This window comes from Enterobacter sp. 168J2 (assembly GCF_034107265.1).
Taxonomy (GTDB): domain Bacteria; phylum Pseudomonadota; class Gammaproteobacteria; order Enterobacterales; family Enterobacteriaceae; genus Enterobacter; species Enterobacter nematophilus.
The window spans coordinates 385,769-407,477 of sequence record NZ_JAWNEB010000002.1; the positions used below are offsets into that span (position 1 = coordinate 385,769).

Below are 21,709 nucleotides of genomic sequence, written 5' to 3' on the forward strand. Positions count from 1 at the left end.
GCATGAAAGCAGCGGCAAAAACGCTAAAACCAAAACGTCAGGAAGAACAGGCCAACTTTATCAGTTGGCGTTTTGCGTTGCTTTGCGGCTGCATTTTACTGGCGCTGGGTTTCCTGCTGGGGCGCGTGGCGTGGCTGCAAATCATCGCCCCTGACATGCTGGTACGCCAGGGAGACATGCGCTCCCTTCGCGTTCAGGAAGTGTCGACTTCTCGCGGAATGATAACCGACCGTTCAGGCCGCCCGCTGGCGGTGAGCGTGCCGGTGAAAGCGATCTGGGCCGACCCGAAAGAGCTGCACGACGCCGGTGGCATCACGCTTGATAACCGCTGGAAAGCGCTGTCAGATGCGCTAAAAATGCCGCTGGATCAGCTTGCCTCACGCGTCAACGCGAACCCGAAAGGGCGTTTTATCTATCTGGCGCGCCAGGTTAACCCTGACATGGCGGACTACATTCGAAAACTGAAGCTGCCGGGCATTCATCTGCGCGAAGAATCCCGTCGTTACTATCCGTCCGGGGAAGTAACCGCTCACCTCATTGGTTTCACCAACGTCGACAGCCAGGGGATTGAGGGCGTTGAAAAAAGCTTCGATAAGTGGCTCACCGGCCAGCCTGGCGAGCGTATCGTACGTAAAGACCGCTACGGGCGCGTCATCGAAGATATCTCCTCTACGGACAGCCAGGCGGCGCACAACCTGGCCCTGAGTATCGACGAGCGCCTGCAGGCGCTGGTCTACCGCGAGCTGAACAACGCCGTGGCGTTTAACAAGGCAGAATCCGGCAGCGCCGTGCTGGTGGACGTCAGCACTGGCGAAGTGCTGGCGATGGCCAACAGTCCGTCCTACAACCCGAACAACTTTACCGGCACCGCAAAAGATGCGATGCGCAACCGGGCGATTACCGACGTGTTCGAACCGGGCTCCACGGTGAAACCGATGGTGGTGATGACGGCGCTTCAGCGCGGTATCGTCAATGAAAACACTGTCCTGAACACGATCCCTTACCGTATTAACGGCCACGAGATTAAAGACGTGGCGCGCTACAGCGAATTGACCCTGACCGGGGTGCTACAGAAGTCGAGTAACGTCGGTGTTTCAAAGCTGGCGTTAGCGATGCCGTCCTCAGCGTTAGTAGAGACTTACTCACGTTTTGGACTTGGAAAGGCGACCAATTTGGGGTTGGTCGGAGAACGCAGTGGCTTATATCCTCAAAAACAACGGTGGTCTGACATAGAGAGGGCCACCTTCTCTTTCGGCTACGGGCTAATGGTAACCCCGTTACAGTTAGCGCGAGTCTACGCAACGATTGGCAGCTACGGCGTCTATCGCCCGCTGTCCATCACCAAAGTTGATCCACCGGTTCCGGGCGAGCGTATCTTCCCGGAATCCATCGTTCGTACCGTTGTGCACATGATGGAAAGCGTGGCGCTGCCGGGCGGCGGCGGGGTGAAGGCGGCCATCAAAGGCTACCGCATCGCCATTAAAACCGGTACGGCGAAAAAGGTGGGGCCAGACGGCCGCTACATCAACAAATACATTGCCTATACCGCAGGCGTTGCGCCTGCAAGCAATCCGCGTTTTGCGCTGGTGGTCGTCATTAACGATCCACAGGCGGGTAAATACTACGGCGGCGCCGTTTCTGCGCCTGTGTTTGGCGCCATCATGGGCGGCGTGTTACGCACCATGAACGTTGAACCGGATGCGCTGGCGACGGGCGAAAAAAGTGAATTTGTAATTAATCAAGGCGAGGGTACAGGTGGCAGATCGTAATTTGCGCGACCTTCTCGCTCCGTGGGTGCCAAATGCACCGGAGCGAGCACTGCGAGAGATGGTACTGGACAGCCGCGTGGCTGCTTCTGGCGATCTTTTTGTGGCGGTGGTTGGTCATCAGGCGGACGGGCGTCGTTATATCCCGCAGGCGATTGCGCAAGGTGTTGCTGCCATTATTGCTGAGGCTAAAGACGAGGCAACCGACGGCGAGATCCGTGAAATGCACGGGGTGCCGGTTATCTACCTCAGCCAGTTGAATGAGCGTCTCTCTGCACTGGCAGGACGTTTTTATCACGAACCTTCCGACCAGCTGCGTCTGGTTGGCGTGACGGGCACGAACGGAAAAACCACCACCACGCAGCTGATGGCGCAGTGGGCCCAGCTGCTGGGTGAAACCGGCGCGGTGATGGGTACCGTGGGTAACGGCCTGCTGGGCAAAGTGAGCCCGACGGAAAACACCACCGGCTCGGCGGTTGACGTACAGCACGTGCTTGCCGGTCTGGCAGGGCAGGGAGCAACCTTTGCCGCGATGGAAGTTTCTTCGCACGGTCTGGTACAGCACCGCGTCGCGGCCCTGAAGTTTGCTGCTTCAGTGTTCACCAACCTGAGCCGCGATCACCTTGATTATCATGGTGATATGGAGCATTACGAAGCCGCGAAATGGCTGCTGTTCTCTACTCACCATTACGGCCAGGCCATCATCAACGCCGACGACGAAGTGGGCCGCCGCTGGCTTGCGAAACTGCCAGACGCGGTTGCGGTGTCGATGGAAGACCATATCAATCCGAACTGCCACGGCCGCTGGCTGAAGGCCGTTGACGTTAACTATCACGACAGCGGGGCGACGATCCGCTTTGCCTCTTCCTGGGGGGAAGGTGAAATTGAAAGCCGCCTGATGGGGGCGTTTAACGTCAGCAACCTGCTGCTGGCGCTGGCCACGCTGCTGGCGCTGGGGTACCCGATGGACGAACTGCTGAAAACGTCAGCGCGTCTGCAGCCGGTTTGCGGCCGTATGGAAGTGTTTAGCGCCCCGGGTAAACCGACCGTGGTTGTCGATTATGCCCACACGCCGGATGCGCTGGAAAAAGCGCTGGAAGCGGCACGTCTGCACTGCATCGGTAAGCTCTGGTGCGTCTTCGGCTGCGGCGGCGATCGTGACAAAGGCAAACGTCCGCTGATGGGCGCCATTGCGGAGCAGTTCGCGGACATTCCGGTTGTGACCGATGACAACCCGCGTACTGAAGAGCCGCGCGCCATCATCAACGACATTCTGGCGGGTATGCTGGACGCCGGTCGCGCCCGCGTGGTGGAAGGCCGCGCGGAAGCCGTGACGAACACCATCATGCAGGCAAAAGAAAACGACGTGGTTCTGCTGGCCGGTAAGGGTCATGAAGATTATCAGATTGTTGGCAACCGTCGTCTGGATTACTCCGACCGCGTAACGGCAGCGCGTCTGCTGGGAGTCGTCGCATGATTAGCATCACCTTAAGCCAGGCCGCTTCAGTCCTCCATGGCGAACTGCTGGGCCCGGATCTCACCATTGATGCCGTCACGACCGACACGCGTAAAGTGACCGCAGGCTGTCTGTTTGTGGCGCTGAAAGGCGAGCGTTTCGACGCCCATGATTTTGCCGGACAGGCTAAAGAAAACGGCGCTGGCGCGCTGCTGGTCAGCCGCAGGCTCGATGTCGATCTGCCGCAGATTGTGGTGAACGATACGCGTCTCGCGTTCGGTGAACTGGCCGCCTGGGTTCGTCAGCAGGTGCCTGCTCGCGTTGTCGCGCTGACCGGGTCATCGGGCAAAACGTCAGTTAAAGAGATGACGGCGGCCATCCTCAGCCAGTGCGGCAATACGCTTTATACCGCAGGCAACCTCAATAATGACGTTGGCGTGCCGATGACATTACTTCGCCTGACCAAAGAGCATGAATTTGCGGTGATCGAGTTAGGGGCAAACCACCAGGGCGAAATCGCCTGGACCGTGAGCCTGACTCGTCCGGAAGCGGCGCTGGTAAATAACCTCGCGGCTGCGCACCTGGAAGGATTTGGCTCGCTGGAAGGCGTGGCGAAAGCGAAAGGCGAAATCTATACCGGTCTGCCCGCTGACGGCATTGCCATTCTCAATGCCGACAATAACGACTGGCTGAACTGGCAGAGCATCATTGGCTCGCGTAAAACCTGGCGCTTTTCGCCGAACGCGGCCAACAGCGACTTTACCGCGACCAATATTCATGTGACGTCGCACGGTACGGAATTCACGCTCGCTACCCCAACGGGTGACGTAGACGTGCTGTTACCGCTGCCGGGACGCCATAACATCGCCAATGCGCTTGCGGCAGCGGCCTTGTCGACGGCGGTAGGTGCTTCGCATGAGGCGATTAAAACCGGGCTGGCGAATTTGAAAGCCGTGCCGGGACGCCTGTACCCGATCCCGCTTGCAGAAAACAAACTGCTGCTGGATGACTCCTACAACGCGAACGTCGGCTCAATGACGGCGGCGGTGCAGGTGCTATCTGAAATGCCGGGCTACCGCGTCATGGTGGTCGGCGACATGGCGGAACTGGGCGATGAAAGCGAAGCCTGCCATACCCAGGTGGGTGAAGCGGCGAAAGCCGCGGGGCTGGACTGCGTGCTGAGCGCAGGAAAACTGAGCCAGGCGATTAGCCGTGCCAGCGGCGTTGGCGAACATTTTGCCGACAAAGCCGCGTTGATTGAGCGCCTTAAGGCATTAATAACAGAAAAACAAATTGTGACAGTGTTAGTGAAAGGTTCACGTAGTGCCGCCATGGAAGAGGTTGTGCACGCATTACAGGAGAACGGGACATGTTAGTTTGGCTGGCCGAACATTTGGTCAAATATTATTCAGGCTTTAACGTCTTTTCGTATCTGACGTTTCGCGCCATCGTCAGCCTGCTGACTGCGCTGTTCATCTCGTTGTGGATGGGCCCGCGCATGATTGCCCGTCTGCAAAAGCTCTCTTTCGGCCAGGTCGTACGTAACGACGGTCCGGAGTCGCACTTCAGCAAGCGCGGTACGCCGACGATGGGCGGGATCATGATCCTGACCGCGATCGTCGTTTCCGTGCTGCTGTGGGCCTATCCGTCTAACCCGTACGTCTGGTGCGTGCTGACCGTACTGGTGGGCTACGGCATTATCGGGTTTGTGGATGATTACCGCAAAGTCGTACGCAAAGACACGAAGGGCCTGATTGCCCGCTGGAAGTATTTCTGGATGTCAGTAATTGCGCTGGGCGTGGCCTTTGCGCTGTATCTGGCAGGGAAAGACACCCCCGCTACCGAGCTGGTGGTGCCGTTCTTTAAAGACGTGATGCCGCAGCTGGGGCTGTTCTACATCCTGCTGGCCTACTTTGTGATTGTTGGCACCGGTAACGCCGTTAACCTGACCGATGGCCTGGATGGTCTGGCGATTATGCCGACCGTCTTCGTGGCGGCTGGCTTTGCGCTGGTGGCGTGGGCGACCGGTAACATGAACTTTGCGAACTATCTGCACATCCCTTATCTGCGTCACGCGGGTGAGCTGGTGATCGTCTGTACGGCGATAGTCGGCGCGGGGCTGGGCTTCCTGTGGTTCAACACCTATCCGGCGCAGGTCTTTATGGGCGACGTCGGTTCTCTGGCTTTAGGCGGCGCGCTGGGCATTATCGCCGTGCTGCTGCGTCAGGAGTTCCTGCTGGTGATCATGGGCGGCGTGTTTGTGGTTGAAACCCTGTCGGTGATTTTGCAGGTCGGCTCCTTCAAACTGCGCGGTCAGCGCATCTTCCGTATGGCGCCGATTCACCACCACTATGAACTGAAAGGCTGGCCGGAGCCGCGCGTGATTGTGCGCTTCTGGATTATTTCGCTGATGCTGGTGCTGATTGGCCTGGCAACGCTGAAGGTACGTTAATCATGGCAGATTACCAGGGCAAAAAAGTCGTTATCATCGGGTTAGGCCTCACTGGCCTCTCCTGCGTGGACTTTTTCCTTGCGCGCGGGGTGACGCCGCGCGTGATGGATACGCGTGTCTCTCCGCCGGGTCTGGACAAGCTGCCGGAACAGGTTGAACGCCACCTTGGTGGTCTGAATGATGACTGGCTGCTGGCAGCCGATCTGATTGTCGCCAGCCCGGGAATGGCGCTGGCGCACCCTTCGCTGAGCGCTGCGGCGGATGCGGGCGTTGAGATTGTCGGCGATATCGAGCTGTTCTGCCGCGAAGCGCAGGCGCCGGTTATCGCGATCACCGGTTCTAACGGCAAAAGCACAGTCACTACCCTGGTGGGTGAAATGGCGAAAGCCGCAGGCATGAACGTAGGAGTAGGCGGCAATATCGGTCTGCCCGCGCTGATGCTGCTGGACAAAGGCTGCGAGCTGTACGTTCTGGAACTTTCCAGCTTCCAGCTTGAAACCACCTCCAGCCTGCATGCGGCGGCGGCAACGATCCTCAACGTGACTGAAGATCATATGGATCGGTATCCATTTGGTCTGCAGCAGTACCGCGCGGCCAAGCTGCGCGTTTACGAAAACGCCAAAGTCTGCGTGGTTAACGCCGACGACGCGCTGACCATGCCGGTGCGCGGCGCGGACGAGCGCTGCATCAGCTTTGGTATCACCATGGGTGATTATCATCTGAACCGGCAGCTGGGCGAAACCTGGCTGCGCGTAAAAGGTGAAAAAGTGCTGAACGTGAAGGAGATGAAGCTTTCCGGCCAGCACAACTACACCAACGCCCTGGCGGCGCTGGCCCTGGCAGATGCCGTAGGGCTGCCGCGCTCTTCCAGCCTGAAAGCGTTGACCACGTTTTCCGGCCTGGCGCACCGTTTCCAGCTGGCGCTGGAGCATAACGGCGTGCGCTGGATTAATGACTCCAAAGCAACCAACGTGGGCAGCACGGAGGCCGCGCTGAACGGCCTGCACGTTGACGGTACCCTGCATCTGCTGTTGGGTGGCGACGGCAAATCCGCTGATTTCTCCTCCCTGAAGCAATACCTCACCGGCGATAACATCCGCCTGTACTGCTTCGGTCGTGACGGCAGCGAGCTGGCTGAGCTACGCCCGGAAATTGCCGAGCAAACTGAAACGATGGAACAGGCGATGCGCCTGATCGCCCCGCGCGTGCAGCCTGGCGACATGGTTCTGCTCTCCCCGGCGTGCGCCAGCCTCGATCAGTTTAAGAATTTCGAACAGCGTGGCGATGTCTTTACCCGCCTTGCGAAGGAGTTAGGCTGATGCGTTTATCTCTCCCTCGCCTGAAAATGCCGCGCCTGCCAGGATTTGGAATTCTGGTGTGGCTGTTTGCGGCGCTGAAAGGCTGGGTGATGGCTTCACGGGATAAAGATTCCGATAGCCTGATTATGTACGACCGCACCCTGTTCTGGCTGACGCTGGGGCTGGCGGCGATCGGCTTTATCATGGTGACCTCAGCCTCCATGCCCGTCGGACAGCGTCTGGCTAACGATCCCTTCCTGTTCGCCAAGCGTGACGGGCTGTACATCATTCTGGCGTTTTGCCTGGCAATGGTGACGCTTCGTCTGCCGATGGCGTTCTGGCAGCGGCACAGTACCGCGATGCTGATCGCCTCCATTATCATGCTGCTTATTGTACTGGTTGTCGGCAGCTCCGTTAACGGGGCATCGCGCTGGATCGCCTTCGGCCCGCTGCGTATTCAGCCGGCGGAATTTACCAAGCTTTCACTGTTCTGCTATCTGGCGAACTACCTGGTGCGAAAAGTTGATGAGGTGCGTAACAACCTTCGCGGCTTCTTAAAGCCGATGGGCGTGATTCTGGTGCTGGCGATCCTGCTGCTGGCGCAGCCTGACCTCGGTACCGTTGTCGTACTGTTTGTCACTACGCTGGCGATGCTGTTCCTGGCAGGAGCCAAGCTGTGGCAGTTCATCGCCATTATCGGAATGGGAATTTCAGCGGTAGTGCTGCTGATCCTCGCTGAGCCTTACCGTATCCGCCGCGTGACCTCGTTCTGGAACCCGTGGGAAGATCCCTTCGGCAGCGGCTATCAGCTGACGCAGTCGCTGATGGCGTTTGGCCGCGGTGAAGTCTGGGGGCAAGGTCTGGGTAACTCGGTACAGAAACTGGAGTATTTACCGGAAGCACACACCGACTTCATCTTCTCCATTATTGGGGAAGAACTGGGTTATATCGGTGTGGTATTGGCGCTATTAATGGTATTCTTCGTCGCTTTCCGCGCCATGTCGATTGGCCGAAAAGCGCTGGAGATCGATCACCGCTTCTCAGGCTTCTTAGCTTGCTCAATTGGTATCTGGTTTAGCTTCCAGGCACTGGTTAACGTCGGGGCCGCAGCGGGTATGCTGCCGACCAAAGGTCTGACGTTGCCGCTGATCAGCTATGGTGGTTCGAGCCTGTTGATCATGTCGACGGCCATTATGTTTTTGTTACGCATAGATTATGAGACGCGTCTGGAGAAAGCCCAGGCGTTTACACGAGGTTCACGATGAATCAACCGAAGCGGTTAATGGTGATGGCAGGCGGTACCGGTGGACACGTGTTCCCGGGGCTGGCGGTTGCGCACCATTTAATGGAGCAGGGCTGGCAGGTACGCTGGCTGGGAACCGCAGACCGCATGGAAGCCGACCTGGTGCCGAAGCACGGTATTGAGATCGACTTTATTCGTATTTCCGGCCTGCGGGGCAAAGGCCTCAAGGCCATGCTGCTGGCGCCGGTGCGTATTTTTAACGCCTGGCGTCAGGCGCGCACCATTATGAAGCGCTTTAAGCCCGATGTGGTGCTGGGCATGGGCGGCTATGTTTCTGGTCCCGGCGGGCTGGCCGCGTGGTCGTTAGGCATTCCCGTTGTGCTGCATGAGCAAAACGGTATTGCCGGTCTGACCAACAAGTGGCTGGCGAAAATCGCCACCAAAGTGATGCAGGCGTTTCCCGGCGCGTTTCCGAAAGCGGACGTGGTGGGTAACCCGGTGCGCGTTGACGTGCTGGCGCTGCCGCTGCCGGATGCCCGCCTGGCGGGACGCGAAGGCCCGGTTCGTGTTTTGGTCGTTGGCGGTTCTCAGGGGGCGCGCATCCTGAACCAGACAATGCCGCAGGTGGCGGCAAAGCTGGGTGATGCCGTGACTATCTGGCACCAAAGCGGTAAAGGCGCTCAGCAGACCGTTGAGCAGGCTTACGCAGATGAAGGCCAGCCGCAGCATAAAGTGACGGAATTTATTGACGATATGGCCGCAGCCTATGCCTGGGCCGATGTCGTGGTCTGCCGCTCTGGCGCGCTGACGGTGAGCGAAATCGCCGCCGCCGGCTTGCCCGCGCTGTTCGTGCCGTTCCAGCACAAAGACCGACAACAGTACTGGAATGCGCTGCCGCTTGAGAAAGCCGGCGCGGCGAAAATTTTTGAGCAGCCACAATTTACCGCCGATGCGGTCGCCACCACCCTGGCGGGCTGGAACAGAGACGCACTGCTGGAGATGGCACAGCGCGCGCGCGCTGCCGCTATCCCGGATGCGACAGAACGGGTGGCAAAAGAAGTGAGCCTGGCAGCCCAGGCTTAACCCTCGCAGCGCGTGTTGCGCTGCACGAATTTTAAGTAGTCGATGGCGTTTAGAGAATGAATACACAACAACTGGCAAAACTGCGTTCAATCGTGCCCGAGATGCGTCGCGTCCGGCACATTCACTTTGTTGGCATCGGTGGTGCTGGCATGGGCGGTATTGCCGAAGTGTTAGCTAACGAAGGCTATCAGATCAGCGGGTCTGACCTGGCGCCAAACCCTGTCACGCAGCAGCTGGCGTCGCTTGGGGCGACTATCTATTTCAACCATCGCCCGGAAAACGTGCGCGATGCGAGCGTGGTGGTGGTCTCAAGCGCCATCTCCTCTGACAATCCGGAAATTGTTGCCGCGCACGAAGCGCGCATTCCGGTGATCCGCCGCGCAGAAATGCTGGCGGAACTGATGCGTTTCCGCCACGGCATCGCGATTGCCGGCACCCACGGTAAAACCACGACCACGGCGATGGTTTCCAGCATTTATGCGGAAGCGGGTCTCGATCCGACGTTCGTTAACGGCGGTCTGGTGAAAGCCGCAGGCGTGCATGCGCGTCTGGGCCACAGCCGTTATCTGATTGCGGAAGCGGATGAGAGCGACGCGTCGTTCCTGCACCTGCAGCCGATGGTGGCGATTGTCACCAACATCGAAGCCGACCATATGGATACTTACCAGGGCGACTTCGAGAACTTAAAGCAGACCTTCATCAACTTCCTGCACAACCTGCCGTTCTACGGACGCGCGGTGATGTGCGTGGACGATCCGGTGATCCGCGAGCTGCTGCCGCGCGTTGGTCGTCAAATCACCACCTACGGCTTCAGCGAAGACGCTGACGTCCGCGTCGAAGAGTACAAACAGGTTGGTGCGCAGGGGCATTTCACTCTGGCGCGTCAGGACAAAGAGCTGCTGCACGTCACGCTGAATGCGCCAGGACGCCATAACGCGCTCAATGCCGCAGCAGCAGTGGCTGTTGCGACGGAAGAAGGCATTGATGATGAGGCTATTCTGCGCGCGCTGGAAAGCTTCCAGGGCACGGGGCGTCGCTTCGACTTCCTCGGCGAGTTCCCGCTGGATGCGGTGAACGGTAAGCCAGGTACCGCGATGCTGGTGGACGACTACGGTCACCATCCGACCGAAGTGGACGCGACCATCAAAGCCGCACGCGCGGGCTGGCCGGAGAAGAATCTGGTGATGATCTTCCAGCCGCACCGCTTCACGCGTACCCGCGATCTGTATGACGATTTCGCCAGCGTGCTTTCACAGGTGGATACCCTGCTGATGCTGGATGTTTACGCCGCCGGCGAAACGCCAATTCCAGGCGCAGACAGCCGTTCCCTGTGTCGTACCATTCGCGGGCGCGGTAAAGTTGACCCTATTCTGGTTTCAGACCCGGCACAGGTGGCGGAAATTCTGGCACCTGTCCTGACCGGTAACGATCTGATCCTGATTCAGGGTGCGGGAAATATCGGCAAAATCGCCCGTACCTTAGCTGAAATCAAACTGAAGCCGCAAACCCAGGAGGATGAGCATCATGGCTGATAAGATTGCAGTCCTCTCTGGCGGCACCTCCGCCGAGCGCGAGGTTTCTCTGAATTCCGGCGCTGCCGTGCTGGCGGGCCTGCGGGAAGGCGGCGTAAACGCGCATATTGTCGATCCAAAAGAGGTCGACGTGACGCAATTAAAAGCGATGAGCTTCGATAAGGTCTTTATCGCGTTACATGGTCGTGGCGGTGAAGACGGAACCCTGCAGGGGCTTCTGGAGCTGATCGGCCTGCCTTACACCGGCAGCGGCGTGATGGCATCCGCCATCTCTATGGATAAACTGCGCAGTAAGTTACTCTGGCAGGGAGCGGGTTTACCCGTTGCGCCGTGGGTGGCGCTGACGCGCGGCGAATTTGAATTGGGCCTGTCGGACAGCGTTAATACACGCATTGCGGCACTGGGCTTACCGGTTATTGTAAAGCCGAGCCGGGAAGGGTCGAGCGTCGGGATGTCAAAGGTCGATAAAGCTGAAGATTTAACATCTGCTTTAGCGCTGGCATTTCAACATGATGAAGAAGTTCTGATTGAAAAATGGCTCAGCGGGCCGGAATTTACCGTCGCGATGCTTGGCGAAGAAATTTTACCGTCAATTCGCATCCAACCCGCCGGAGTCTTCTATGATTATGAGGCGAAGTATCTCTCTGATGAGACGCAATATTTCTGCCCTTGTGGTCTTGAAGCAGAGCGTGAAGCCGAATTACAGTCCCTGGTGCTTAAAGCCTGGAATGTTTTGGGCTGCAGCGGCTGGGGACGCATTGATGTGATGCAGGACATTGACGGGCAGTTTTATCTGCTGGAAGCCAATACCTCACCGGGAATGACCAGCCACAGCCTTGTGCCGATGGCGGCGCGTCAGGCGGGAATGAGCTTCTCGCAGTTAGTCGTACGTATTCTGGACCAGGCGGGCTGATATGTCTCAGGCTGCATTGAACACGCGCAACCGCGATGACGAAGAAGAATACACTTCTTCACGCCGGAGTAATGGAACGCGTCTTGCAGGGATAATTTTCCTGCTCGGGGTGCTGTGCACCGTGTTTATCAGCGGCTGGATGGTGCTGGGCTGGATGGAAGATGCACAGCGGTTGCCGCTGTCAAAGCTGGTGGTGACCGGCGAGCGTCACTACACGCGTAACGATGATATTCGCCAGTCTATTCTGGCGCTGGGATCGCCCGGCACCTTTATGACGCAGGACGTCAATATTATCCAGAGCCAGATTGAACGTCTGCCATGGATAAAACAGGCGAGTGTCAGAAAACAATGGCCTGATGAATTGAAGATTCATCTGGTTGAATATGTGCCCATTGCGCGTTGGAATGATCAGCACATGGTTGACGTAGACGGAAATTCCTTCAGCGTCCCGAGCGATCGTGTCAACAAGCAAAATTTACCGATGTTGTATGGCCCTGAAGGCAGCGAAAACGAAGTATTGCAGGGTTTTCGTGAAATGGGGCAGGTGCTGGCGAAGGACAGGTTTACGTTAAAAGATGCTGCAATGACGGCGCGCCGCTCCTGGCAGCTGACGTTGACGAACGGCATTAAGCTCAACCTGGGACGCGGCGACACAATGAAACGTCTTGCGCGTTTTGTAGAACTTTACCCGGTTTTACAGCAGCAGGCGCAGGCGGACGGCAAACGGATAAGCTACGTTGATTTGCGCTATGACTCAGGCGCAGCAGTCGGTTGGGAGCCGGCTCCGGTCGAGGAACCTAATCAGCAACAGAATCAGGCACAGGTACAGGCAGAACAACAATGATCAAGGCGACGGACAGAAAACTGGTAGTTGGACTGGAGATTGGCACCGCGAAGGTTGCCGCTTTAGTAGGGGAAGTTCTGCCCGACGGTATGGTCAATATCATTGGCGTGGGCAGTTGCCCGTCCCGTGGTATGGATAAAGGTGGGGTAAACGACCTTGAGTCGGTGGTGAAATGCGTACAGCGCGCCATCGATCAGGCTGAATTAATGGCGGATTGCCAGATCTCTTCTGTCTATCTGGCCCTTTCTGGTAAGCACATCAGCTGCCAGAACGAAATCGGTATGGTGCCGATTTCTGAAGAAGAAGTGACGCAGGAAGACGTTGAAAACGTTGTGCATACGGCGAAGTCCGTGCGCGTTCGCGATGAGCATCGCGTGCTGCACGTGATCCCGCAGGAATATGCGATTGACTACCAGGAAGGGATCAAGAACCCGGTTGGTCTGTCTGGCGTGCGTATGCAGGCAAAAGTGCACCTGATCACATGTCACAACGATATGGCGAAGAACATTGTAAAAGCCGTTGAACGTTGTGGCCTGAAAGTTGACCAACTTATTTTCGCCGGTCTGGCGGCAAGTTATTCCGTGCTGACCGAAGACGAACGTGAACTGGGTGTCTGTGTGGTCGATATCGGTGGTGGTACAATGGACATGGCCGTGTATACCGGCGGTGCGCTGCGCCACACCAAAGTGATCCCTTACGCAGGGAACGTTGTGACCAGCGATATTGCTTACGCTTTTGGTACGCCACCGAGCGATGCAGAAGCGATTAAAGTACGCCACGGCTGTGCGCTGGGGTCTATCGTTGGTAAAGATGAGAGCGTTGAAGTGCCGAGCGTGGGCGGTCGTCCGCCGCGTAGCCTGCAGCGCCAGACGTTGGCAGAGGTAATTGAGCCGCGCTATACCGAGCTGCTCAACCTGGTCAACGAAGAGATTTTACAGCTTCAGGAACAGCTTCGTCAGCAGGGTGTTAAGCATCATCTTGCGGCGGGGATTGTATTAACCGGCGGTGCAGCGCAAATTGAAGGTCTTGCGGCCTGCGCTCAGCGCGTGTTCCATACGCAGGTGCGTATTGGTGCGCCGCTGAATATTACCGGTTTAACGGATTATGCTCAGGAGCCGTATTATTCAACGGCAGTGGGCCTGCTCCACTACGGGAAGGAATCTCATCTCAGTGGTGAAGCAGAAGTGGAAAAACGCGTTTCAGTGGGGTCGTGGGTCAAACGACTGAACAACTGGCTGCGAAAAGAGTTTTAATTTTTTAAAGAGACCGGAGAGAATTAGCGGTCTCGGGCGACAGGCACAACGGAGAGAGAAATTATGTTTGAACCTATGGAACTGACCAACGACGCGGTGATTAAAGTCATCGGCGTCGGTGGCGGCGGCGGTAACGCCGTAGAGCATATGGTGCGTGAACGCATTGAAGGTGTTGAGTTCTTTGCAGTTAACACCGATGCGCAGGCACTGCGTAAGACGGCAGTTGGCCAGACTATCCAGATCGGCGGTGGCATCACCAAAGGGCTGGGCGCTGGGGCTAACCCGGAAGTCGGTCGCAACGCGGCTGAAGAAGATCGTGAAGCCCTGCGTGCTGCACTGGAAGGTGCGGACATGGTCTTCATCGCAGCAGGCATGGGCGGCGGTACCGGTACCGGTGCAGCACCTGTCGTCGCTGAAGTGGCAAAAGATTTAGGTATCCTGACCGTTGCTGTCGTAACTAAGCCTTTCAACTTCGAAGGCAAAAAGCGTATGGCCTTCGCGGAGCAGGGTATCACCGAGCTGTCCAAGCATGTGGACTCGCTGATCACCATCCCGAACGACAAGCTGCTGAAAGTTCTGGGTCGCGGTATCTCCCTGCTGGACGCCTTCGGCGCAGCAAACGACGTGCTGAAAGGCGCGGTTCAGGGTATCGCAGAACTGATTACCCGTCCTGGCCTGATGAACGTTGACTTTGCAGACGTTCGCACCGTGATGTCCGAAATGGGCTACGCGATGATGGGCTCTGGCGTGGCGAGCGGTGAAGACCGTGCAGAAGAAGCGGCTGAAATGGCTATCTCTTCTCCGCTGCTGGAAGATATCGATCTGTCTGGTGCGCGCGGCGTGCTGGTCAACATTACCGCTGGCTTTGACCTGCGTCTGGATGAGTTCGAAACCGTGGGTAACACCATCCGTGCGTTCGCCTCTGACAACGCGACCGTGGTAATCGGTACTTCCCTTGACCCGGAAATGAACGACGAGCTGCGTGTTACCGTTGTTGCGACCGGTATCGGTATGGACAAGCGTCCTGAGATCACCCTCGTGACCAACAAGCAGACTCAGCAACCGGTAATGGATCGTTACCAGCAGCACGGTATGTCTCCTCTGACTCAGGAGCAAAAACCGGCCGCGAAAGTGGTGAACGACCCAACGCCGCAAACGGCAAAAGAGCCAGATTATCTGGACATCCCGGCGTTCCTGCGTAAGCAAGCTGACTAAGAATTGGCTGGAATTTGGGGATTTGCGCTCTTTGTGCTAAACTGGCCCACCGTTAGTGATATACACTCTCGGTTGGATAGTTAATTTGGCGAGATTATACGATGATCAAACAAAGGACACTCAAACGTATCGTTCAGGCGACGGGTGTCGGTTTACATACCGGCAAGAAAGTCACACTGACGTTACGCCCTGCGCCGGCCAATACCGGGGTCATCTATCGTCGCACCGACTTGAATCCACCGGTAGATTTTCCGGCCGATGCCAAATCTGTGCGTGATACAATGCTCTGTACTTGTCTGGTGAACGAGCATGACGTGCGGATTTCTACCGTAGAGCACCTGAACGCCGCCCTGGCGGGTCTGGGTATCGACAACATTATTGTTGAAGTCGATGCGCCAGAAATCCCGATTATGGATGGTAGTGCTGCGCCGTTCGTTTATCTGTTGCTGGATGCCGGCATCGAAGAACTGAACTGTGCGAAGAAATTTGTTCGCATCAAAGAGACCGTTCGCGTCGAAGATGGCGACAAGTGGGCTGAATTCAAACCGTACAATGGTTTCTCGTTGGACTTTACCATCGACTTTAACCATCCGGCGATTGATGCCAGCACCCAACGCTATGCGATGAACTTCTCTGCTGATGCGTTTATGCGCCAGATCAGCCGCGCACGTACGTTTGGCTTCATGCGTGATATCGAATATCTGCAGTCCCGCGGCCTGTGCCTGGGCGGCAGCTTCGATTGTGCCATCGTTGTTGACGATTATCGCGTACTGAACGAAGACGGCCTGCGTTTTGAAGATGAATTCGTTCGTCACAAAATGCTGGACGCGATCGGCGACCTCTTCATGTGTGGTCACAACATCATTGGTGCATTTACCGCGTTTAAATCCGGTCATGCACTGAACAACAAACTGTTGCAGGCCGTCCTGGCAAAACAGGAAGCCTGGGAATATGTGACCTTCGAAGACGAAGCTGAACTGCCGCTGGCGTTCAAAGCGCCGACTATGGTCCTGGCGTAACGGTTAACGCCGTTTCGTAAGAAAAGCGACTGGTTCACCTGGTACTCTCTCCGACCAGGGAAGCCAGTCGTTTTTATTTCTGCCTTTCTTTGATTTGTCCCTCTACTCCCTGATCTCTGTCGGGTGCCGAATAACGGTGTGTTCGCTGCATTATTGACCGTTTTTACCTGCTGCAAGGTGTCATTCCTGCTGCTGCGTATTGGCTTTAGTGGTAATATCTGGGCGCTAAAAAAGAATAATTGAACTCAGCCTGCACTGGCGGGCGAATGTGGTGGAGCAAGTGAGCGGAATACTGACGCGCTGGCGACAATTTGGCAGACGTTACTTCTGGCCGCATCTCTTATTAGGGATGGTCGCGGCGAGTCTCGGCTTGCCTGTGCTCAGCAACAGTGCGGAAGCGGCGACGCCGGCACGTTCCACGACAACTAAACACGATCTCTCGACGCGGGTTAACTTTACTAATCTCGCGTGGCTTGAAGCCAGCCGTCGTCCTAATTTCTCCGTTGATTACTGGCAGCAGCACGCCATTCGCACGGTTATCCGTCAACTGTCGTTCGCGATGGCGCCGCAGACGATGCCTGTTGCTGAAGAGACGCTGCCGGTTCAGGCTCAGCATCTTGCCCTGCTCGATACGCTTAACGCGCTTCTGACGCAGGACAACCAGCCGCCTGTGACCGTGAGTCAGACGGCGCAAACCTGGTTTGTTCCCCCTGTATCATTCTCCGTTTCGACTTGGATTAGCCAGGTTCACGGCATCCGTGCCGGGCCTCAACGCCTCAGCTAAATTAACTTTTTTCAATACCTTAATTTATCTGCCCGTCTGGGGCGTTTGAGAATTTATTATGCTAATCAAATTATTAACCAAAGTTTTTGGTAGTCGTAACGATCGTACCCTGCGCCGTATGCGCAAAGCTGTAAACGTCATCAACGGTATGGAACCGGCGATGGAGAAGCTCTCTGATGACGAGCTCAAAGCGAAAACCGCGGAATTCCGCGCGCGCCTGGAAAAAGGCGAAACCTTAGAGAGCCTGATCCCGGAAGCTTTCGCCGTTGTGCGTGAAGCGAGTAAACGTGTGTTCGGCATGCGTCACTTCGACGTTCAGCTGCTGGGTGGTATGGTGCTTAACGAGCGCTGCATCGCGGAAATGCGTACCGGTGAAGGTAAAACCCTGACCGCAACGCTGCCGGCTTATCTGAATGCACTGACCGGTAAGGGCGTTCACGTCGTTACCGTCAACGATTATCTAGCCCAGCGTGATGCCGAAAACAACCGTCCGCTGTTCGAGTTCCTCGGCATGACCGTCGGCATCAACATGTCCGGCCTGCCGGCACCCGCCAAGCGCGAAGCCTACAACGCGGACATCACCTACGGCACCAACAACGAATACGGCTTCGACTACCTGCGCGACAACATGGCGTTTAGCCCGGAAGAGCGCGTCCAGCGTAAGCTGCACTATGCGCTGGTGGATGAGGTTGACTCCATTCTGATCGATGAAGCGCGTACCCCGCTGATCATCTCCGGCCCGGCCGAAGACAGCTCTGACATGTACCGTAAAGTCGACAAAATCATTCCACACCTGCTGCGCCAGGAGAAAGAAGACTCCGATACCTTCCAGGGTGAAGGCCACTTCTCCGTTGACGAGAAGGCGCGCCAGGTGAACCTGACCGAACGCGGTCTGGTGAAAATCGAAGAGCTGCTGGTGGCTGAAGGCATTATGGAAGAGGGCGAGTCTCTGTACTCTCCGAGCAACATTATGCTGATGCACCACGTGACCGCCGCGCTGCGCGCCCACGCGCTGTTCACCCGCGACGTTGACTACATCGTGAAAGACGGTGAAGTCATCATCGTCGATGAACACACCGGTCGTACTATGCAGGGGCGTCGCTGGTCTGACGGTCTGCACCAGGCCGTTGAAGCGAAAGAAGGCGTGGATATCCAGAACGAAAACCAGACGCTGGCCTCTATCACCTTCCAGAACTACTTCCGTCTGTACGAGAAGCTGGCGGGGATGACCGGTACCGCAGATACCGAAGCGTTTGAATTCAGCTCCATCTACAAGCTGGATACCGTGGTTGTGCCAACCAACCGTCCGATGATCCGTAAGGATATGCCGGACCTGGTGTACATGACCGAAGCGGAAAAAATTCAGGCGATCATCGAAGATATTCGCGACCGTACTGCCAATGGCCAGCCGGTGCTGGTGGGGACCATCTCCATCGAGAAATCCGAAGTGGTTTCCAATGAGCTGACCAAAGCGGGCATCAAGCACAACGTTCTGAACGCCAAATTCCACGCCAAAGAAGCGGATATCGTTGCTCAGGCGGGCTATCCGGCTGCCGTGACCATCGCCACCAACATGGCGGGTCGTGGTACCGATATTATGCTCGGCGGTAGCTGGCAGGCTGAAGTCGCAGAGCTGGAAAACCCAACGCCAGAGCAGATCGCGCAGATCAAAGCCGACTGGCAGGTGCGTCACGACGCGGTGCTGGCATCCGGTGGTCTGCACATCATTGGTACCGAGCGTCACGAATCTCGTCGTATCGACAACCAGCTGCGCGGCCGTGCGGGCCGTCAGGGTGATGCCGGTTCTTCCCGCTTCTACCTGTCTATGGAAGATGCGCTGATGCGTATTTTCGCCTCCGACCGCGTGTCCGGCATGATGCGTAAGCTGGGCATGAAGCCAGGCGAAGCCATTGAGCACCCGTGGGTGACTAAAGCGATCGCTAACGCCCAACGTAAAGTGGAAAGCCGCAACTTCGATATTCGTAAGCAGCTGCTGGAATATGATGACGTTGCCAACGATCAGCGTCGTGCGATCTACACCCAGCGTAACGAACTGCTGGACGTGTCCGACGTGAGCGAAACCATCAACAGCATCCGCGAAGATGTGTTCAAAGCCACCATCGACGCGCATATTCCACCGCAGTCTCTGGAAGAGATGTGGGATGTTGAAGGCCTGCAGGAACGCCTGAAAAACGACTTCGATCTCGATCTGCCAATCAAAGAGTGGCTGGACAAAGAGCCTGAGCTGCATGAAGAGACCCTGCGCGAACGAATCTTTGAAACAGCGCTGGAAGTTTATAAGCGTAAGGAAGAAGTGGTTGGCGCTGAGATGATGCGTCACTTCGAAAAAGGCGTGATGCTGCAGACCCTGGACTCCCTGTGGAAAGAGCACCTGGCGGCGATGGACTACCTGCGTCAGGGGATCCACCTGCGCGGCTATGCGCAGAAAGATCCGAAGCAGGAGTACAAGCGTGAATCCTTCTCCATGTTTGCGTCTATGCTGGAGTCACTGAAGTACGAAGTGATCAGCACCCTGAGCAAGGTTCAGGTGCGCATGCCGGAAGAAGTGGAAGCGATGGAGCAGCAGCGTCGTGAAGAAGCTGAGCGTCTGGCGCAGATGCAGCAGCTGAGCCACCAGACTGACGAAAGCGAAGCCGCAGCGGCGATCGCCGCGCAGACCGGCGATCGTAAAGTGGGTCGTAACGATCCGTGCCCATGTGGTTCCGGTAAAAAATACAAGGCCTGCCACGGCCGTCTGAACTAAGTTCATAAAAAATGAAAAGGCGCAGACATCTGCGCCTTTTTTATGGAAGTGACACTATGAAAATACTGCAAATTGCCGTCGGGATTATTCGCAACCCGCAAAACCAAATCTTCATCACCCAGCGCGCTGCTGACGCCCATATGGCGAACAGGTGGGAGTTTCCTGGCGGGAAAATCGAGTCAGGAGAAACGCCGGAAGAGGCGCTGGTGCGTGAGCTGCAGGAAGAGGTGGGGATTACCCCGCTTGGCGCCACGCTGTTTGATAAGCTGGAGTACCAGTTTCCCGACAGGCACATCACGCTGTGGTTCTGGCTGGTGGAAAGCTGGGAAGGTGACCCCTGGGGAAAAGAGGGACAGCCGGGTAACTGGGTGGAACTTCAGGCCAGCGATGCCGACAAATTCCCGCCAGCCAATGAGCCTGTGATCCGCCGCTTAGCGGCACAATAGCAGGCCTGCCGGACGACGCGCCAGCAGGCTTTGAACGTTACTGCTGGCTTTCGCTCCAGTCATCGCTATCCGAGAGGTCGCCTTCGCTCGGAATACGTTTCTCTTCCGCCGCCCATTCGCCCAGGTCAATGAGCTGGCAGCGCTTGCAGCAGAATGGGCGAAATGGACTCACTTCGCCCCAGACAACGGTTTTGCCACAGGTGGGGCAGTTTACGGTGGTGACGTCAGACATTGGCACTCCTTAACAACAGGCCAGTTCAAAATCGAGGCGTTCCGGCACGGTGCCATTTTCACTGTCCAGCGGCATAAAGCGGATCGCGAAACGGCTTTTATGCCCGGAAATTTGCGGATAAAGCTGCTCGCCAAGAGACAGATTCAGGCGCAGAAGATCGGCGTCGTCGCCGTTGTCCTGATAAAAACCGTTGAGACTGGTTTGCTTGCGGAACGGGGCAGAGTTACGCACAAGATCGAGGATCAGCGATAGCGTCTGATTCATCGGCTCCAGGCTGCCCAGCCAGCTGTTTACCTGACGATCGCGCTGTTCCTGCGGCATATGCAGCCACATGTGCAGCGTTGGCAGGTCAAAGCTACAGCAGCCGCCCGGTATGCTCAGGCGCTGGCGCACCAGCGCAATCAAACGGTCTTCTCGTAAATATTGCCCAACGCGCGGCGCGGCCATCAGCGTCGTGCTGCTGTTTTTCAACTGCTGGCGTAAGGCGTCAATTCGGCTTTGATCCACGCCCGGCACTTCGGCCCAGGCCTGTAATTTACGCTGCTGGCGCTCCAGCTCTTTCAACAGCTCCGTGCGGACATCGCCGCGCTCAATCACATCCAGCAGATCGCCTACGTTGCGAAAGAAGTGCAACGCCGTGGCATGATCGTTAACGGGCAGATGTTGTGAAAGCTGTTGGATGAGAAATTCAATGCGCAGCCAAGTACGCATTTTTTCATTAAGCGGGTGCTCAAAAAGGATGTGAGTGGACATTATGGTTTTTCCTGTGCAACGGCCTGCGCGGCGAAGGTCAGATACTGCGCGTGCAGACGGGCAACATCCGATGCAATGGCATCTGGTGCGCCGTTATTATCAATAACATCATCCGCAACGGCAAGGCGCTGAGCGCGCGTGGCCTGAGCGGCAAGAATTTGTTCAGCATGTTCACGCGAGACGTGGTCGCGCGTCATGGTTCGCTGGATTTGCGTTTCGGGTGTGACATCAATCACCAGTACCCGATTGGCTTTCTTATGCAGCTGGTTTTCCACCAGGAGCGGAACCACCCACAGGACATAAGGAGAGCGGGCTGCGGCTATCTGACGCTGAGTTTCCTGTTGGATAATGGGGTGGAGCAGGGCATTAAGCCAGGCTTTTTCCGCAGAATCGGAAAAAATATATTCGCGAAGCTGACGGCGGTTCAGCGTGCCGTCGGCATTGATGATTGCCTTGCCGAAATGGTCTGCGATGGCCTTTAGCGCGGGTGTATTGGGCTCTACCACCTGACGGGCAATAATATCAGCATCAATAATCGCGATGCCGAGACGAGAAAATGCGTCCGCAACGGTACTTTTGCCACTACCGATGCCGCCGGTTACTGCGACGATATACCCCATTAAATCAAATCCTGGGAATTATTCATTATGAAAATC

General features: G+C 56.6%; 19 protein-coding genes. 16 read left to right on the forward strand and 3 right to left on the reverse strand.

Annotated elements, in window-relative coordinates; all coding sequences use genetic code 11:
- Window positions 1–2 precede the first annotated feature (2 nt).
- The 16 genes from USG84_RS09935 (at window position 3) to mutT (ending at window position 20,068) form a co-directional block, all read left to right on the forward strand.
- Window positions 3–1,769 carry a peptidoglycan glycosyltransferase FtsI gene (locus tag USG84_RS09935; RefSeq protein WP_028015504.1) on the forward strand — a complete coding sequence of 589 codons (1,767 nt, stop codon included), beginning with the start codon at window positions 3–5 and terminating at the stop codon, window positions 1,767–1,769.
- A complete protein-coding gene (murE, locus tag USG84_RS09940; RefSeq protein ID WP_253540697.1) occupies window positions 1,756–3,243 on the forward strand; it encodes a UDP-N-acetylmuramoyl-L-alanyl-D-glutamate--2,6-diaminopimelate ligase in 1,488 nt (495 codons plus the stop codon). The genes USG84_RS09935 and murE overlap by 14 nt, the downstream gene beginning before the upstream one ends.
- Complete coding sequence (murF, locus tag USG84_RS09945; protein ID WP_151413491.1) at window positions 3,240–4,598, forward strand: UDP-N-acetylmuramoyl-tripeptide--D-alanyl-D-alanine ligase; 1,359 nt, start codon at window positions 3,240–3,242, stop codon at window positions 4,596–4,598. Before murE ends, murF begins: the two co-directional genes overlap by 4 nt.
- Complete coding sequence (mraY, locus tag USG84_RS09950) at window positions 4,592–5,674, forward strand: phospho-N-acetylmuramoyl-pentapeptide-transferase (RefSeq protein ID WP_008501985.1); 1,083 nt, start codon at window positions 4,592–4,594, stop codon at window positions 5,672–5,674. Before murF ends, mraY begins: the two co-directional genes overlap by 7 nt.
- 2 nt (window positions 5,675–5,676) lie before the next feature.
- Window positions 5,677–6,993 (forward strand): UDP-N-acetylmuramoyl-L-alanine--D-glutamate ligase, encoded by a 1,317-nt coding sequence (gene murD / locus USG84_RS09955; protein WP_061099233.1) that lies wholly within the window; start codon window positions 5,677–5,679, stop codon window positions 6,991–6,993.
- Complete coding sequence (ftsW, locus tag USG84_RS09960) at window positions 6,993–8,237, forward strand: cell division protein FtsW (RefSeq protein ID WP_061099232.1); 1,245 nt, start codon at window positions 6,993–6,995, stop codon at window positions 8,235–8,237. The genes murD and ftsW overlap by 1 nt, the downstream gene beginning before the upstream one ends.
- Complete coding sequence (gene murG / locus USG84_RS09965) at window positions 8,234–9,298, forward strand: undecaprenyldiphospho-muramoylpentapeptide beta-N-acetylglucosaminyltransferase (protein WP_248178389.1); 1,065 nt, start codon at window positions 8,234–8,236, stop codon at window positions 9,296–9,298. The genes ftsW and murG overlap by 4 nt, the downstream gene beginning before the upstream one ends.
- A 56-nt stretch (window positions 9,299–9,354) precedes the next feature.
- Window positions 9,355–10,830: a UDP-N-acetylmuramate--L-alanine ligase gene (gene murC / locus USG84_RS09970; RefSeq protein WP_151413492.1), complete on the forward strand. Its 1,476-nt coding sequence runs from the start codon at window positions 9,355–9,357 to the stop codon at window positions 10,828–10,830.
- Complete coding sequence (locus USG84_RS09975; protein WP_253540702.1) at window positions 10,823–11,743, forward strand: D-alanine--D-alanine ligase; 921 nt, start codon at window positions 10,823–10,825, stop codon at window positions 11,741–11,743. Before murC ends, USG84_RS09975 begins: the two co-directional genes overlap by 8 nt.
- 1 nt (window position 11,744) lies before the next feature.
- A complete protein-coding gene (gene ftsQ, locus USG84_RS09980) occupies window positions 11,745–12,587 on the forward strand; it encodes a cell division protein FtsQ (RefSeq protein ID WP_045259458.1) in 843 nt (280 codons plus the stop codon).
- A complete protein-coding gene (gene ftsA / locus USG84_RS09985; protein WP_006173845.1) occupies window positions 12,584–13,840 on the forward strand; it encodes a cell division protein FtsA in 1,257 nt (418 codons plus the stop codon). Before ftsQ ends, ftsA begins: the two co-directional genes overlap by 4 nt.
- Window positions 13,841–13,903: 63 nt before the next feature.
- Window positions 13,904–15,055, forward strand: coding sequence for a cell division protein FtsZ (gene ftsZ / locus USG84_RS09990; RefSeq protein ID WP_008501978.1), 1,152 nt, complete (start codon window positions 13,904–13,906; stop codon window positions 15,053–15,055).
- Between the two features lie 101 nt (window positions 15,056–15,156).
- On the forward strand, window positions 15,157–16,074 hold the full coding sequence (gene lpxC / locus USG84_RS09995; RefSeq protein ID WP_061099229.1) for a UDP-3-O-acyl-N-acetylglucosamine deacetylase: 918 nt from the start codon (window positions 15,157–15,159) through the stop codon (window positions 16,072–16,074).
- 280 nt (window positions 16,075–16,354) lie between these two features.
- Window positions 16,355–16,858, forward strand: a complete 504-nt coding sequence (secM, locus tag USG84_RS10000; RefSeq protein ID WP_320738255.1) for a secA translation cis-regulator SecM — start codon at window positions 16,355–16,357, stop codon at window positions 16,856–16,858.
- Window positions 16,859–16,916: 58 nt separating this feature from the next.
- Window positions 16,917–19,622 carry a preprotein translocase subunit SecA gene (gene secA, locus USG84_RS10005; protein WP_116342514.1) on the forward strand — a complete coding sequence of 902 codons (2,706 nt, stop codon included), beginning with the start codon at window positions 16,917–16,919 and terminating at the stop codon, window positions 19,620–19,622.
- Between the two features lie 56 nt (window positions 19,623–19,678).
- Complete coding sequence (gene mutT / locus USG84_RS10010; protein WP_151413493.1) at window positions 19,679–20,068, forward strand: 8-oxo-dGTP diphosphatase MutT; 390 nt, start codon at window positions 19,679–19,681, stop codon at window positions 20,066–20,068.
- A gap of 37 nt (window positions 20,069–20,105) precedes the next feature.
- Here the strand turns inward: mutT and yacG are convergent, their stop codons facing one another.
- The 3 genes from yacG to coaE are packed head-to-tail and all read right to left on the reverse strand — an operon-like array spanning window position 20,106 to window position 21,673.
- Complete coding sequence (yacG, locus tag USG84_RS10015; protein WP_028015516.1) at window positions 20,106–20,300, reverse strand: DNA gyrase inhibitor YacG; 195 nt, start codon at window positions 20,298–20,300, stop codon at window positions 20,106–20,108.
- A gap of 9 nt (window positions 20,301–20,309) precedes the next feature.
- Window positions 20,310–21,053 (reverse strand): cell division protein ZapD, encoded by a 744-nt coding sequence (zapD, locus tag USG84_RS10020; protein ID WP_028015517.1) that lies wholly within the window; start codon window positions 21,051–21,053, stop codon window positions 20,310–20,312.
- Window positions 21,053–21,673, reverse strand: a complete 621-nt coding sequence (gene coaE, locus USG84_RS10025) for a dephospho-CoA kinase (protein ID WP_151413494.1) — start codon at window positions 21,671–21,673, stop codon at window positions 21,053–21,055. Before coaE ends, zapD begins: the two co-directional genes overlap by 1 nt.
- Between the last annotated feature and the right edge of the window lie 36 nt (window positions 21,674–21,709).

Coding starts and splice junctions, on each gene's coding strand:
- zapD (WP_028015517.1), bottom strand. CDS start 21,053: ATGTCCACTCACATCCTTTTTGAGCACCCGCTTAATGAAAAAATGCGT.
- USG84_RS09935 (WP_028015504.1), top strand. CDS start 3: ATGAAAGCAGCGGCAAAAACGCTAAAACCAAAACGTCAGGAAGAACAG.
- lpxC (WP_061099229.1), top strand. CDS start 15,157: ATGATCAAACAAAGGACACTCAAACGTATCGTTCAGGCGACGGGTGTC.
- secA (WP_116342514.1), top strand. CDS start 16,917: ATGCTAATCAAATTATTAACCAAAGTTTTTGGTAGTCGTAACGATCGT.
- mutT (WP_151413493.1), top strand. CDS start 19,679: ATGAAAATACTGCAAATTGCCGTCGGGATTATTCGCAACCCGCAAAAC.
- murG (WP_248178389.1), top strand. CDS start 8,234: ATGAATCAACCGAAGCGGTTAATGGTGATGGCAGGCGGTACCGGTGGA.
- murC (WP_151413492.1), top strand. CDS start 9,355: ATGAATACACAACAACTGGCAAAACTGCGTTCAATCGTGCCCGAGATG.
- ftsZ (WP_008501978.1), top strand. CDS start 13,904: ATGTTTGAACCTATGGAACTGACCAACGACGCGGTGATTAAAGTCATC.
- mraY (WP_008501985.1), top strand. CDS start 4,592: ATGTTAGTTTGGCTGGCCGAACATTTGGTCAAATATTATTCAGGCTTT.
- USG84_RS09975 (WP_253540702.1), top strand. CDS start 10,823: ATGGCTGATAAGATTGCAGTCCTCTCTGGCGGCACCTCCGCCGAGCGC.
- ftsQ (WP_045259458.1), top strand. CDS start 11,745: ATGTCTCAGGCTGCATTGAACACGCGCAACCGCGATGACGAAGAAGAA.
- ftsW (WP_061099232.1), top strand. CDS start 6,993: ATGCGTTTATCTCTCCCTCGCCTGAAAATGCCGCGCCTGCCAGGATTT.
- yacG (WP_028015516.1), bottom strand. CDS start 20,300: ATGTCTGACGTCACCACCGTAAACTGCCCCACCTGTGGCAAAACCGTT.
- murF (WP_151413491.1), top strand. CDS start 3,240: ATGATTAGCATCACCTTAAGCCAGGCCGCTTCAGTCCTCCATGGCGAA.
- murD (WP_061099233.1), top strand. CDS start 5,677: ATGGCAGATTACCAGGGCAAAAAAGTCGTTATCATCGGGTTAGGCCTC.
- coaE (WP_151413494.1), bottom strand. CDS start 21,673: ATGGGGTATATCGTCGCAGTAACCGGCGGCATCGGTAGTGGCAAAAGT.
- ftsA (WP_006173845.1), top strand. CDS start 12,584: ATGATCAAGGCGACGGACAGAAAACTGGTAGTTGGACTGGAGATTGGC.